This window comes from Castellaniella sp. (genome assembly GCF_049673105.1).
Classification (GTDB): Bacteria; Pseudomonadota; Gammaproteobacteria; order Burkholderiales; family Burkholderiaceae_B; genus Castellaniella.
Genome location: NZ_JBATXG010000015.1, coordinates 113416 through 127464, shown reverse-complemented (window position 1 = coordinate 127464; position 14049 = coordinate 113416). Strand labels below are relative to the sequence as shown.

Here is a 14049-nt window from a genome sequence, read left to right as displayed (position 1 = left end):
TTCGGCATGAACATCCTCGTCACCGGCGGCGCCGGATTCATTGGCTCGGCCCTGATCCGCCACCTGATCGCCCACACCGACCACCGGGTCGTCAACGTCGATGCGTTGACCTATGCAGGCAATCTGGAATCGTTGGCCATGGTGGCCGACGACCCCCGGTACGTCTTCGAGCATCTGGACATCTGCGATGCGGCAGGGCTGGACCGGGTGCTGGCCCAGCACCGGCCAGATGCCATCATGCACCTGGCGGCGGAATCCCATGTAGACCGGTCCATCGACGGGCCGGCGGCGTTTGTCCAGACGAACCTGGTGGGCACTTACACCCTGCTGGAAGCGGTCCGCCGCTACTGGAACGGCCTGGATGCCGATGCCCGGACGGCCTTTCGCTTCCACCACATTTCGACCGACGAGGTCTACGGCGATCTGGCCGGCACCGGCGCTCTGTTCACGGAAACCACCGCCTATGCGCCCAGCTCGCCCTATTCCGCCAGCAAGGCGGGATCAGACCATCTGGTGCGCGCCTGGCACCGCACCTACGGCCTGCCGGTGCTGGTGACAAACTGTTCGAACAACTACGGTCCCCATCACTTTCCGGAAAAACTGATCCCCCTGGTGATCCTGAACGCCCTGGAAGGCAAGCCGCTGCCGGTCTATGGTCGGGGGCTGCAGGTGCGCGACTGGCTGTACGTCGAAGACCATGCCCGCGCCCTGCTGCGCGTGATCGAAGCCGGCGTGCCGGGCGACACCTACAACATCGGCGGCCATAACGAACAACGCAATATCGACGTGGTCGAAGCGATCTGCGCGCTGCTGGAAGAACTGGCGCCCGAACATCCCGCCGGCGTGACCCGCTATCGCGATCTGATCACGCATGTCGCCGACCGCCCCGGCCACGATCTGCGCTATGCCATCGACGCCGGCAAAATTGCGCACGAACTGGGCTGGACCCCCCAGGAAACCTTTGCCAGCGGGCTGCGCAAGACCGTGCAATGGTATCTGGGCCACCGCGACTGGTGCCGGCGGGTACAGGACGGCAGCTACCAGCGGCAGCGCCTGGGCCTGAGCGCGATGGCGGACAGTCCGGCGGCGTCCGCCTGATGCCGGCTGCCACGGCACGCATCCTGGTCACGGGCGCGGACGGCCAACTGGGCCGGTCCTTACAGGCCCTGGCGGCACACAAGCCCGGTTCCGCCGTCTACGACTTCGTCACCCGCGCCCAATTGGATATCACCGATGGCTCGGCAATAGACCGCTGGCTGGATGCGCACCCCGCAGACTATGTGATCAATGCCGCCGCCTACACCGCAGTAGACCGCGCCGCGACCGACATGGATGCGGCCCTGGCCGTCAACGCCCACGCGCCCGGTCTGCTGGCTCGCGGCTGCGCCGCGCGCGGCATGCACCTGCTGCATGTGTCCACCGACTATGTCTTCGATGGCGCACTGGACCGCGCCTACCGTGACACCGACGCGCCCTGCCCGCTGAACGCCTACGGGCGCAGCAAGCTGCTGGGCGAACAGGCAGTCCAGGATGCCGCGCCCGATGCGATCATCGTGCGCACCAGCTGGGTCTTCAGCGCCTGGGGCGGCAATTTCGTGCGCACCATGCTGCGCCTGGGCGCGCAGCATGACCGTCTGCGCGTGATCGACGATCAGATTGGCGGACCGACCTGGGCAGGACACCTGGCCGAGGCTTTGCATCGGCTGGCGCTGCACGCCCACGGCGCTGTGGCGACCGCCTCGCCTTCATCCGCCCCTGGGGGCGTCTACCATTTCGCAGGCAGCCCCTGGGTCAGCTGGCACGGATTCGCGCAGGAAATCTTCGCTCAGGCCCTGCGTCTTGGCCTGATCCCGCGTCTGCCAGCAGTAGAGGCCATCCCGTCGAGCGACTGGCCCGCCCCCGAGCCCAGACCTGCCAACAGCCGCCTGGATTGCTCCCGCCTGGAAGCCCTGCTGGGGCCGCTGGAACGTGACTGGCGCACGGGTTTGGACGAGGTCCTGCGCGCCATCAGTCGCTACAATGGTGCGTTGTCCATCTGATGAGCGAGATTCCTGACCATGGCCCGCATGATCCACTGCCGCAAACTGAACCGCGAGGCCCCCGGCCTGGACTACCCGCCCTACCCCGGCGACCTGGGGGTGCGCATCTGGCGCGAAATTTCCAAAGACGCCTGGGCCAAGTGGCAAGACATCCAGACCCGTCTGGTCAACGAAAACCACCTGAGCCTGGCCGACCCCGAAGCGCGCAAATTCCTGGCTGACCGCATGAAGGCCTTTTTGTTCGAAGACCAGGATGTCGAGGCCCAGGGGTATACGCCACCCTCGGCCTGACGCTGCCGTTCCAGACAAACGAAAACCCCGCCGTAGCGGGGTTTTCGTTTGCGCCAAGCATCACTCGCGAGGTTCGGGCGGTTCGCCCCGCGCCATGCGTTCCGTGTTGTTGACGCCCGTATGGCGCACGTCGTCGCCGCGCACCATGTAAATGACGCGTTCGGCCATATTTTTGGCATGGTCGCCGATGCGTTCCAGCGCCCTGGCGATGAAGATCAGGTCGATGGAATGCGAGATGGTGCGCGGGTCTTCGATCATGTAGGTGATGATGTGGCGCAGGGACGCTTTCCATTCCTTGTCCACGTCCTTGTCGTTGCGCACCACCTGGGCGGCGGCGACCGGGTCTTCGCGGGCAAAGGCATCCAGCGCGGCCCGAATCATGGCCGCGACGGCATCGGCCATATGACGCAGTTCGACCACCGGTTCGTAGGAAGAATCGCCTTCGTGCAGGCGCCGGGCGACTTTGGCGATCTTTTCGGCCTCGTCGCCGCAGCGTTCCATGTCGGTCAGCATCTTGGACACCGACAGCAATAAACGCAGGTCGCCGGCCGTGGGCTGGTTGCGGGCGATCAACTGACTGATGCGCTCGTCGATATCGACCTCGAACTGATTGACCTGGCGCTCGTGTTCCCGCACACGGTCCACCAGCTGCAATTCGCCTTCGGACAAGGCCTGCATGCCATCCAGCACCATCGATTCGACCAGGCCGCCCATTTGCAGAAACATGGAGCGAGTGGTTTCGAGTTCGCCGTGAAATTGCTTATTGGTGTGTTCCAGCATCGGGGGGCCTCTCTGCCTGCCGTTCAGGCGATTTCAACGAGGGCACAGCGTACCATCACGCCTGCCGCTTGGAAAGAAGCCCAGCATAGCAGGCGGATATGACAATCGCATGACGCTCAGGCGTCCTGCAGTTCCAGTCGGGACACGCCATCCTGCCCGGCGATCAGTGCCACATGCGCCCCTGAAATCGCAAACAGGCCGCAGCAGACGACGCCGGGGATATTGTTCAGCATGGCCTCGAAAGCCGCCGGATCGCCGTAGTTCAGCCCCGAGACATCGAGGATCTGATTGCCGTTGTCGGTCGTGAAACCTGCGCGCAGGACCGGCTGCCCGCCCAGTTGGCGGATTTCGCGGGCCACGGCCTCGCGCGCCAGGGGAATGACTTCGATGGGCAACGGAAAACCGCCCAGGCGATCGACCAGCTTGGATTCGTCGACGATGCAGACGAAACGGTCCGCCACGGACGAGACGATTTTTTCCCGGGTCAGCGCCCCGCCGCCGCCCTTGATCATGTTCAGCTGGCGATCGATTTCATCGGCCCCGTCCACGTACAGCGCCGTCGCCGCGATGTCATTCAGATCCAGCACACGGATGCCCGCCGCCTGCAGGCGCAGGGTGCTGCGTTCGGAGCTGGACACCGCCGCGTGAAAGGCCTGCCGATGGCCTGCCAGCAAGTCGATGAAGCGGTCCACCGTCGACCCCGTCCCCACCCCCAGGATGCTGTCCGGCTGCAGTTGCGGCAGCACATAATCCAGCGCGGCCTGCGCCACCTGTTGTTTGAGTTCGTCCTGGGTCAACATAGGAAATGTCCGGTCAGTGTCAGAAAGGCCTGTATTTTAAAGGTTGTGACGCGGAATGCTGGCATTCGCCCGCCGCCGCGCGAAAATTCCCCGCCCGCGACAGAAACAGCTACTATCTCCCGGCAGCATCCGCACTTGTTTCAAGTATTACCGATTTGAATCCAGGGGCAAACGCCCGTCTAAACCCTTTCGAGAGGAACCCCTATGTGCGATTCGATGTTCTGCACGCACGTGCAGCCCGTGTCCCGCCGCCATTTCCTGCGTTCGTCCGCCGCCCTGGCGCTGACCCTGACGGCATCTGCCGGGCTCGGTGGCGTCGCCGCGACAGCGCGGGCGGCAGGGCTGCCCAAGCCCGACAACGCCATCTCGCCCGATCAAGCGCTTCAGCGGCTGGCCGAGGGCAATCAGCGCTATGTGTCAGGCGTCAGGCTGCGCCACAACTTCGTCCACGAACGCCAGGCGCTGGCGGGCGGCCAGAATCCTTATGCCGCCATCCTGGGTTGCGCCGATTCCCGCGTGGCGCCCGAATACGCCTTCGACACCGCGCGCGGCGACCTGTTCGTCGCCCGTGTAGCGGGCAATTTCGCCAATGACGACATGCTGGGCAGCCTGGAATATGCCGTGGCGGTGCTGAATGTGCCTGCCATCCTGGTCCTGGGGCACGAGAAATGCGGCGCCGTGGGGGCTGCCGTCAAGGCGGTGAAGGACCATGCGCAGTTTCCGGGCCACATCCAGTCTCTGGTGAATGCGCTGACCCCAGCCGTTCAAAAGCTGGATCTGCAACAGGCCGATTTACTGGATGCCGCCATCGAACAAAACGTGCGCAACGGCATGGCCGATCTGGTGGCGCAATCCAGCATCATCGCCCAAGCTCAGCAGGCCGGAAAACTGAAGATCGCGGGCGGGATCTACCGCCTGGGTACAGGCAAGGTGGATTTCCTGGCTTGACGAAAAGCCGGGCGGCGCGCCGCTCATCCGGGCGGCGCCGCCTGACCGACCGAGCCAAAACCCCCTTGCCAAAGCGCCGTCCAAGTCAGTCGTCGGCAAATTTGCAATAATGCCGCGTCTCCCGGATTATTCCCCATCATGTTCGACTTATTCTCGGGCCTGCCTCTGACGGTCGGCTTCAGCCTGGCGCTGGCCCTGGCCCTCGTCCTGATCTTCGAATTCATCAACGGTTTCCACGATACCGCCAACGCAGTGGCGACGGTGATCTACACCAAGGCCATGCCGCCGCATCTGGCGGTGTTCTTTTCAGGCATCTGCAATTTTCTGGGCGTGCTGCTGGGTGGCGTGGGGGTGGCTTACGCCATTGTCCACCTGCTGCCGGTGGACCTGCTGCTCAATCTGGACAGCGGACGCAGCCAGGCCATGGTGTATTCCATGCTGGTCACTGCCATTGCCTGGAACCTGGGCACCTGGTATTTCGGCATCCCGGCTTCCAGTTCACACACGCTGATCGGCGCGATCCTGGGCGTGGGTCTGGCCAATGCGTTGTTGACGGACATCCCGGTGGGCGCTGGCGTCAACTGGGGCAAGGCGCTGGATATCGGCCTGTCGCTGATCATCTCGCCGCTGGCGGGCTTTGCGGTGGCGGCACTGCTGCTGCTGGGGTTCAAGAAGCTGTTCGCCGATTCCAAGATGCACAAGACGCCCGAACAGCGCCGCGCCATCGACAACAAGAAACACCCGCCTTTCTGGAACCGGCTGGTGCTGGTGCTGTCGGCCATGAGCGTGAGCTTCGTGCACGGATCCAACGACGGACAGAAAGGCATTGGCCTGATCATGCTGGTGCTCATCGGCATCGTCCCGGCCAAATTCGTGCTGGACCCGGCCAGCACGCCCTACCAGATCCAGCGCACCTACGCCGCCGCCGGCCACCTGAACGACTTCTACCTGCGCCATGCCAACGTCCTGGGAGACTACCTGGCGCTGCAGACACCGCCTAGCGCCGAGCCGTCCCAGAAAGCCCGTTGCAGCCCGCAGGACACCATGTCTTCCATCCAGGCAGTACGTCACAGCCTGGATGGGGTGCGCACCTACAAGGAACTGCCGCCCGAGGCGCGCGGACGTGTGCGCAGCCACCTGCTCTGTCTGGACGACACGGCCCGCAAGGTAGCCAATATGGGCGTGTTGCCTGCGGATGCCGTCACTGATCTGCGCCGCCTGCGCGCCGATCTGTCGGCCACGACGGAATATGCGCCGCTCTGGGTCATTGCGGCGGTGGCGCTCGCCCTGGGCATCGGCACCATGGTGGGGTGGCGCCGGGTGGTCCTGACCGTGGGCGAAAAAATCGGCAAGCAGGGTATGACCTACGCCCAGGGCATGGCTGCCCAGATCACCGCCGTCGGCGCCATTGGCATAGCCAATGCCTTCAGTTTGCCGGTCTCGACGACACAGGTTCTGTCGTCGGGCGTGGCCGGCACCATGGTGGCCAACCGCAGCGGCCTGCACAATGGCACCGTACGCACCATCCTGCTGGCCTGGCTGCTGACCTTTCCCGCGAGCATGCTGCTGTCGGCAGGCCTGTTTGCCGTGACGGTACTGACGCTGGGCGGGTAGACAGGCAGGGCGCCCGCCCTACCCCGCCTGCCGTTTCGTCGCCTGGATCTGCATGCGATTGATGGCGACCACGACAATGCCCACGGCCAGCATGAACAAGGTCGCCAGGGCGTTGATTTCAGGCTTCAGGCCCAGCCGGACGCGGGAAAAGACTTCCAGCGGCAGCGTGGTGTAGCCCGGTCCCGACAGAAAAGCGGCAATCACCACATCATCCAGCGACAGGGTGAAAGCCAGCAACCAGGCTGCCACCAGCGCCGGGGCGATCAACGGCAGGGTAATCAGGAAAAACACCTTGAGCGGCGAAGCGCCCAGATCCAGAGCGGCTTCTTCCAGGGAACGATCCAGATCGCGCACCCTGGACTGGATGATGACTGCCACATAGGCCGTGCACAGGGTCACGTGCCCCACCCAGATCGTGAACAGGCCATTGCCGTCGGGCCAGCCGATGACTTTCGATACCTCGACGAACATCAGCAGCAGCGAAATCCCCAGCACGACTTCCGGCATGACCAGCGGCGCGCTGAGCATGCCGATGTACAGGCCAAAGCCACGAAAGCGCCCCATGCGGGCCAACACATACCCCGCCCAGGTGCCGATCGCCACCGCCGCCGTCGCCGTCAGCACCGCAATCAGCAAAGACAGCTTGGCGGCGGACAGCAGCGCCTGATCCTGAAACAGCGATCGGTACCAGCGCAGCGAAAATCCCGACCAGGAACTCATCAAGGTCGAATCGTTGAACGAAAACACCATCAGACAGACGATGGGCACGTACAGGAAACTGTAGCCGATCACCAGCGACAGGAAACGGAACCAGGACGCGCGCCGCATCATCGATCCCGTCCAGCCAGCTGACGGGCCTGGTTGTACTGGAAGATCGACAGCGGCACCAACAGGAGCAGCACCATGACGCAGGTCACCGCCGCCGCCATCGGCCAGTCGGCGTTATTGAAGAATTCGTTCCACATGACGCGGCCCATCATCAGGGTATTGGCCCCGCCCAGCATTTCGGGAATCACGTATTCGCCCACCGAGGGAATGAACACCAGCATGGCGCCGGCGATCACCCCCGGCATCGACAAGGGCAGCGTGACCTGCAAAAAGGCCTGCCAGGGCCTGGCCCCCAGGTCATAGGCGGCTTCCAGCAGACGACCGTCGAGTTTCACCAGATTGGCATACAAGGGCAGGATGAAAAAGGGCAGATAGGCATAGACCAGACCGATATACACCGCCAGATCCGTGCGATAGATTTCCAGTGGCGTGTCAACCACCCCCAGGCTGAGCAGCAGATGATTCAGCAGCCCATCGTTGCGCAGAATGCCCACCCAGGCATAGACCCGCAGCAGCAGCGAGGTCCAGAACGGCAAGATCACCCCCAGCAGCAGCAAATTGCGAATGTCCGGGCGCGCGCGGGCGATGTGATAGGCCATGGGATAGCCGATCACAACGCAGCACAGCGTCGTGATCAACGCCATCTTGACCGAATTCAGATAGACAGCCGCATACATGCCGTCCGTGAACAACAGCACGTAACCGCGCAAATGCAGGGCCAGCGATAGCGTCTGGTCCTGCAAGGTGGCGATCGGCAGGTACGGCGGAATGCCGAATTGCAGATCCGAAAAACTGATCTTCAGGACCAGCAGGAACGGCACCAGCAAAAACAGGCACAACCAGGCGAAAGGCGCGGCAATCGCCCATTGGCGCGCACTGGGACGGCGGCTGAGGTTCATGAAGCCAGCACCATGCCGGCATCATGGGACCAGGAAATATAAACCTCCTCGTCCACGCCGGGCGCATCGACCTGGCTCCAGTCCAGGCTGGGGACGCTGGCTTCGATGACCTGTCCGGCGTCCAGGCGGATCTGATAGCGGGTCGTGCTGCCCATCCAGGCCACGTGCGACACCATGCCGTGCCCCCAGTTGGATTCGGATTCCGGCGCCTGGCGCGCAACCCGGATCTGTTCCGGGCGGATGGACACATGGACTTCCATGCCCAGGGGTTCGCTGATGCCGTGGCTGACGTACAGAGGGCGCGTCAGGGCGTCGCTTTCGATCAGCACGTGATCGGGTTCGTCCACCACGATGGTGCCCGTGAACAGATTGGTCGAGCCGATGAAGCCCGCCACGAAGCGAGTGCTGGGAAAGGTATAAACGTCGTGCGGTGTGCCGCACTGCACGATCTGCCCTTCGGTCATGACGGCCAGGCGGTTGGCCATGATCATGGCCTCTTCCTGGTCGTGCGTCACCATGATGCAGGTAACGCCCACCTGATCCAGAATTTTCACCAGTTCGATCTGCGTCGCCTGACGGATCTGCTTGTCCAGAGCGGACATGGGCTCGTCCAGCAGCAACAGCTTGGGGCGTTTCACCAGGCTGCGGGCCAGGGCCACGCGCTGCTGCTGGCCGCCGGACAGCTGATGGGGCTTGCGCCGCGCATAGCCGGCCATCTGCACCAGGTCCAGCGCCTCGAACACGCGTTCGTGAATCTCGTTGCGCGGCACGCCTTCCTGTTTCAGCCCGAAGGCGACATTGGCCTCGACCGTCATGTGCGGAAACAGGGCGTAGGACTGGAACATCATGTTCACCGGTCGCCGGTGCGGCGGCAGGCTGGTGATGTCCTCGTCGTCCAGGATGATGCGCCCGGACGTCGGTTCCTCGAAGCCAGCCAGCATGCGCAGCAGCGTCGATTTGCCGCAGCCCGAGCTGCCGAGCAAGGCGAAGATCTCGTGTCGGCGCACGGACAGGCTGACGGATTTCACCGCCACCGTGTCGCCAAAGATCTTGACGACTTCTTCCATGCGCACGAAGTCATCGGCCTCGCCCTGGCGAGGCATGCCGCGCGGGTCCTGCATGTTCATCAGCGCCCGGTCTTCAGCTGCGCCCACATCTGCGTCTGCAGGCGCAGGATGTTCATGGGCTGGGGCTTGATGACGAACAGCGTGCGCGAGACTTCCGGCGACGGATAGATCATGGGGTTGTCAGCCACTTCTTTGACTACGTATTTCCGCGCTTCCTGATTGGCGTTCGGATAGAACATGGTGTTGGTGATGGCCGCATGCACCTGCGGAGTCTCGATGTAGTTGATGAAGGCATGGGCCTCGTCTACGTGCTCGGCGCTTTTCGGAATGGCCATCGTGTCGAACCAGACCGGGGCGCCGCCATCGGGAATGTAATAGTCGATGGCGTAGGATTTCTTGGCCTCGCGAGCGCGCGCCGAGGCAATCATCACGTCGCCGGAAAAGCCGTAGACCATGCACAGACCGCCCGAGGCCAGCTCATCGATATAGCCCGAAGAGCTGAACTGACGGATGTAGGGGCGGATGGTCTTCAACAGGGCCAGAGCGGCCTCGTAGTCCTTGGGGTCGCTGCTGTTGGGGTCCTTGCCCAGATAGTGCAAGACGGCAGGAAAGACCTGGGCGGCTTCGTCCAAAATGGAAATGCCACAAGACTGCAGCTTGGCGGCATTTTCCGGCTTGAACAGCATGTCCCAGGAATTCAGGGGCGCATCGGCGCCCATGATCTCGCGCACCTGGGTCACGTTATAGCCCAGGCCGTTGGTGCCATAGCCCCAAGGCACCAGATACTGGTTGCCCGGATCGACGGTGGCGACCAGCGCCATCAGGTCGGGATCCAGATACTGCCAGTTGGGGATCTTTGAGCGGTCCAGCTTCTGAAACAGACCGCCCTGCACTTGGCGGGCCGCATAGTGCGTGGACGGCACGACCACGTCGTAGCCCGACTTGCCGGTCAGCAGCTTGGCCTGCAGCGTGTCGTTGGTGTCGTAGACGTCGTAACGGATCTTGATGCCGGTGGTTTCTTCAAAACCGGACAGCGTGTCGGGGGCGGTGTATTCGGCCCAGTTGTAGACATTGACGACGCGATCCTGAGCAGACACCGAACCGGCTGCGATCAGCGCGGCTGCGGCCAACAGGGTATGAACGGTGCCGATTTTCATGGCAAGGTCCCCATAGAAAGGTCATATAAGGAGATCACCAGGACCGGATTGCGCTGCCTTCAGGCAGACGATTGCAGATAGGCTCCGTCCAGTGCATCCCACCACTGCGCTCCGCGCGCGCCGGCTACCTTAACCAAAGAGCGGCGCAGACGCAATAGATTTTTACGGCGCTGTCCCGGAGACACCACACCCAGGCGCGCGCGATCGAAATCGATCAGCCAGATTCGGCCCTGCTCATCGAACAAAATGTTGTAGGCGTTCAGGTCAGCGTGCCAGACGCCGGCATCATGCATGGCATGGATCGCCCGCGCCACCGCTGCCGGATCCGCCTGATCCAGCAGACCTGTCAGCGCGCGCGCCCCCGGGATCCGGGCGATCAGAATGGCGTTGCGATAGAACAGACCGGTGCGCCAATAGGCGGCGGCCAGGGGTTCGGGCACCAACAGGCCCGCCGCGCGCAGATGCGCCAGCACGCGGACTTCGGCCCAGGCTCTGACCGCGCCTTCCCCCAGCCAAAAATACGTTTCCCGCCCCAGCCGCGCCCGCAAGCCGCCGCGACGGTAGTGGCGCAGCACAGCGGCGGCGTGATCACCGTCGACAAACCAGGCGGCTTGCCGACCTCCTTCCGCTACGGCAACCGCCCCTGGGCGCCGGGGGTCGAACCAGACAGCCTGGGCTGCAGCGGCCAGGGATTCAGGCGCGCACAGGGCGCCGCCTGGCATCGCCAGCCGCACCCATCCTGTCGGCAGGGCCGTCATGCCGGCCCCCGCGCCAGCAGCAGCGCCATGATGATCAGCAGCATGCAGGCGAAGATCAATTTAAGCCGCGCCTCCGGCAGGGCATAGGCCAGGCGCACACCATAGGGCACGCAGAGCAGACTGCCCAGTGCCAGCGGAATCCCCACCAAACCATGCGCCTGCCCATGCCAGGCGTAGGTGCTCAAGGCCACCACCGTCCCCGGCACGATCATGGTCAGGGCCAAGGCCTGCGCCGAGGTCTGACGCAAGCGGAACAGGGTCGTCATCAGAGGGACCGCCAACACAGCCCCCCCCACCCCGAAAATGCCGCCCGTCAGGCCCGCGAAGACCCCCACCAGGAAATACCACCAGCGGCGCACTTGGCCGACTTCGCGAAAATCGCTGTCTGCTCGCTGCCGCGCCTTGCGGCCCAGGCTTTCCCGAAAATAGAACAAGGCGATCAAAAGCACGAAACCCGCATAAATGCGACGCAGCAGCCAGGGATCGATGCCCAGGGCAATCTGGGCCCCAACCCAGGTAAACACGATGGAACTGACGGCGCCCGCCGCTGCCGAGCGCAGGTCGATGGGGGAGCGCTGATGATATTTGCGCACCGTCAGCAGCACGGCCGGCAGCACCATGATCAGGGCGGTGCCTTGCGCCGCCTGCTGTTCGTACCCCAGCACCAGACCCAGCAGGGGGATGGCGAACAGACCGCCGCCTATGCCCAGCACCCCGCCGGAAAATCCGATCACCCCGCCCACCAGCAGGCAGGCGGGAATCAGCCAGAGACTGTCAGCCATCATGAGCGGCCCTTAACGCAAGACACTGAGCACGTCCTCGATGCGATCCACCGCTTGGATGTCCAGACCTTCGATGCCTTGGCGCGGCAGATTCGCGCGCGGCACGATGGCCCGGCTAAAGCCCAGTTTCGCGGCCTCGCGCAGGCGTTCCTGCCCTCGGGGTGCCGGACGGATTTCGCCCGCCAGGCCGATTTCGCCAAAGGCCAGCAAGCCTTCCGGCAAAGGCTGATCGCGCATGGACGACAGAATCGCCAACGCCACGGCCAGATCGGCGGCGGGTTCCATGATGCGCACCCCGCCCACGGCGTTGACGAACACATCCTGATCAAAGGTCGCCACCCCCGCATGGCGATGCAGCACCGCCAGCAGCATCGCCAGGCGGCTGCCTTCCAGGCCCACCGACAGGCGCCGGGGATTGGGCACATGGGCGGTGTCCACCAAGGCCTGGACCTCGACCAACAAGGGCCGTGTGCCTTCCTGGGTCGCCATCACACAAGAGCCGGCCACCTGGCGCGCATGTCCGGCCAGGAACAAGGCCGAAGGGTTGCTGACGCCGCGCAGACCGCGGTCCGTCATGGCAAAGACACCCAGCTCGTTGACCGCGCCAAAACGGTTCTTGATCGCCCGCACCAGACGGAACGAGGAATGCGTGTCGCCCTCGAAATACAGCACGGTATCGACGATGTGTTCCAGCACGCGAGGGCCGGCCAGCGCGCCATCCTTGGTCACATGACCGATCAGGATCAGGGTCACGCCGGTCTGCTTGGCCACTCGCGTCAGCTGGGCGGCGCATTCGCGCACCTGGGACACCGAACCCGGCGCTGCCGTCAGGTCGCCAGAATACAGGGTCTGGATCGAATCGATCACGGCGACTTCGGGCCGGCGCTCGACCAACGCGCCGGTGATCTGTTCCAGGCGAATTTCCGCCAGCAGATCGACCGCATCGCCGGACACGCCCAGACGCTGGGCCCGCAAGGCGACCTGTTCGGCGGACTCTTCGCCGGTGACGTATAACACCGGCCCGCGCTCCGACAGGCTGGCCAGGGCCTGCAGCAACAGGGTGGATTTGCCAATGCCCGGATCACCGCCAATCAGGACGACGGCGCCGGCCACCAGCCCGCCGCCCAGCACGCGGTCGAATTCTTCGATGCCGGTGGGATTGCGGGCCTGCTCGCGGGCCTCGATATCGGACAGGCGGCGCACGGGCGCGACCCCCGCCAGCGGCGCAAAGCGATGCGTGGCCGTCGCCGCCGATTCACGGGATTCCTGCAGCGTATTCCAGGCCCCGCAGTGAGGGCAACGGCCTTCCCATTTGGCTGTCGTGCCGCCGCAATCCGTGCACAGGAACAGGGTACGGGCTTTGGCCATCAGCGGCCCGCCAGGCTGCCGCCCCCGTCCACGCCAAGTTCCTGGCCGGTGATGAAGGCGGCCTCATCGCTGAGCAGGAAGACCACGGCGGCGGCCACCTCGTCGGCCTGCGCCAGGCGGCCCAAGGGGATGCTGGCCAGCACGGCGCGCTCCGCCTCGCTGCCCACGGGGTATTCGGCCCGGAACAGGCCGGTTTCCACCGGCCCGGGAGACACGGCGTTGACGGTCACGCCGTACGGCGCCAGTTCCAGCGCCCAGGTGCGAGTACAGCCCAGCAGCGCGCTTTTAGCGGCTGAATAGCTGGTATGGCCTGCCGAGCCATAGACGGCGCGACTGCACAGATTGACGATACGCCCCGCCTTGCGGGCCTTCATGCCCGGCACAAAGGCCTGCACCGCCTGGACGGCCACGCGCACGTTCAAGTCGAAGGCTTGATACAGGGACGCCAGATCGACCTCGCCCAGGGCTTCGGGCATCACCGGCCCGACGCAATTGACCACGGCATCGACCGGATATTTTTCCCGGATCACCCGCAGCAGTTCTTCCGTTTCACCGGCATTGGCCAGGTCGCAGGCATACAAATAACCGGGAAAGTCGATATCCGCCGTATGGCGGGCCAGACCCACGACATGGCAGCCCTGATCGGCCAGGCGCTGGCTGATGGCCCAGCCAATGCCCTTGGTCGCGCCCGTGACGAGCACACAACTGTTTTTCATAG

At 64.1% G+C, this 14049-nt stretch carries 15 protein-coding genes; 5 read left to right on the top strand and 10 right to left on the bottom strand.

Annotated elements, in window-relative coordinates; all coding sequences use genetic code 11:
* The first annotated feature begins 6 nt into the window (after positions 1 to 6).
* Genes rfbB through WBF69_RS05785 form a run of 3 tightly spaced genes read left to right on the top strand, consistent with a single transcriptional unit; the run spans position 7 to position 2330 of the window.
* Positions 7 to 1098: a dTDP-glucose 4,6-dehydratase gene (gene rfbB, locus WBF69_RS05795; RefSeq protein WP_424262136.1), complete on the top strand. Its 1092-nt coding sequence runs from the start codon at positions 7 to 9 to the stop codon at positions 1096 to 1098.
* Positions 1098 to 2039, top strand: a complete 942-nt coding sequence (gene rfbD / locus WBF69_RS05790; RefSeq protein WP_424262134.1) for a dTDP-4-dehydrorhamnose reductase — start codon at positions 1098 to 1100, stop codon at positions 2037 to 2039. The genes rfbB and rfbD overlap by 1 nt, the downstream gene beginning before the upstream one ends.
* 18 nt (positions 2040 to 2057) lie before the next feature.
* Positions 2058 to 2330, top strand: a complete 273-nt coding sequence (locus tag WBF69_RS05785; RefSeq protein ID WP_424262132.1) for an oxidative damage protection protein — start codon at positions 2058 to 2060, stop codon at positions 2328 to 2330.
* Positions 2331 to 2390: 60 nt separating this feature from the next.
* Here WBF69_RS05785 and phoU read toward each other — a convergent pair whose 3' ends face one another.
* Both phoU and rpiA read right to left on the bottom strand, forming a co-directional pair.
* A complete protein-coding gene (phoU, locus tag WBF69_RS05780; protein ID WP_424262130.1) occupies positions 2391 to 3110 on the bottom strand; it encodes a phosphate signaling complex protein PhoU in 720 nt (239 codons plus the stop codon).
* A 116-nt stretch (positions 3111 to 3226) separates the two neighbouring features.
* Entirely contained in the window at positions 3227 to 3910 is a 684-nt protein-coding gene (gene rpiA, locus WBF69_RS05775; RefSeq protein ID WP_424262128.1) for a ribose-5-phosphate isomerase RpiA, read from the bottom strand.
* A gap of 204 nt (positions 3911 to 4114) precedes the next feature.
* On the opposite strand from rpiA, the gene WBF69_RS05770 reads away from it, so the two are divergent.
* Positions 4115 to 4858, top strand: a complete 744-nt coding sequence (locus WBF69_RS05770) for a carbonic anhydrase (protein WP_424262126.1) — start codon at positions 4115 to 4117, stop codon at positions 4856 to 4858.
* A gap of 138 nt (positions 4859 to 4996) precedes the next feature.
* Entirely contained in the window at positions 4997 to 6472 is a 1476-nt protein-coding gene (locus WBF69_RS05765) for an inorganic phosphate transporter (protein WP_424262124.1), read from the top strand.
* An 18-nt stretch (positions 6473 to 6490) separates the two neighbouring features.
* Here the strand turns inward: WBF69_RS05765 and WBF69_RS05760 are convergent, their stop codons facing one another.
* The 8 genes from WBF69_RS05760 to WBF69_RS05725 are packed head-to-tail and all read right to left on the bottom strand — an operon-like array spanning position 6491 to position 14047.
* Entirely contained in the window at positions 6491 to 7303 is an 813-nt protein-coding gene (locus tag WBF69_RS05760; RefSeq protein WP_424262122.1) for an ABC transporter permease subunit, read from the bottom strand.
* Positions 7300 to 8199: an ABC transporter permease subunit gene (locus tag WBF69_RS05755; RefSeq protein ID WP_424262120.1), complete on the bottom strand. Its 900-nt coding sequence runs from the start codon at positions 8197 to 8199 to the stop codon at positions 7300 to 7302. Before WBF69_RS05755 ends, WBF69_RS05760 begins: the two co-directional genes overlap by 4 nt.
* On the bottom strand, positions 8196 to 9320 hold the full coding sequence (locus WBF69_RS05750) for an ABC transporter ATP-binding protein (RefSeq protein ID WP_424262176.1): 1125 nt from the start codon (positions 9318 to 9320) through the stop codon (positions 8196 to 8198). Before WBF69_RS05750 ends, WBF69_RS05755 begins: the two co-directional genes overlap by 4 nt.
* Positions 9321 to 9325: 5 nt before the next feature.
* Positions 9326 to 10423 carry a polyamine ABC transporter substrate-binding protein gene (locus tag WBF69_RS05745; RefSeq protein ID WP_424262118.1) on the bottom strand — a complete coding sequence of 366 codons (1098 nt, stop codon included), beginning with the start codon at positions 10421 to 10423 and terminating at the stop codon, positions 9326 to 9328.
* Positions 10424 to 10482: 59 nt separating this feature from the next.
* Positions 10483 to 11181, bottom strand: coding sequence for a 3-deoxy-D-manno-octulosonic acid kinase (locus WBF69_RS05740; protein ID WP_424262116.1), 699 nt, complete (start codon positions 11179 to 11181; stop codon positions 10483 to 10485).
* Entirely contained in the window at positions 11178 to 11966 is a 789-nt protein-coding gene (locus WBF69_RS05735; protein WP_424262114.1) for a sulfite exporter TauE/SafE family protein, read from the bottom strand. Before WBF69_RS05735 ends, WBF69_RS05740 begins: the two co-directional genes overlap by 4 nt.
* Positions 11967 to 11975: 9 nt before the next feature.
* Positions 11976 to 13331, bottom strand: coding sequence for a DNA repair protein RadA (gene radA, locus WBF69_RS05730; RefSeq protein ID WP_424262112.1), 1356 nt, complete (start codon positions 13329 to 13331; stop codon positions 11976 to 11978).
* The gene (locus WBF69_RS05725; RefSeq protein WP_424262110.1) at positions 13331 to 14047 is read right to left on the bottom strand and encodes an SDR family oxidoreductase; all 717 of its coding nucleotides are present in this window, start codon (positions 14045 to 14047) and stop codon (positions 13331 to 13333) included. The genes radA and WBF69_RS05725 overlap by 1 nt, the downstream gene beginning before the upstream one ends.
* Between the last annotated feature and the right edge of the window lie 2 nt (positions 14048 to 14049).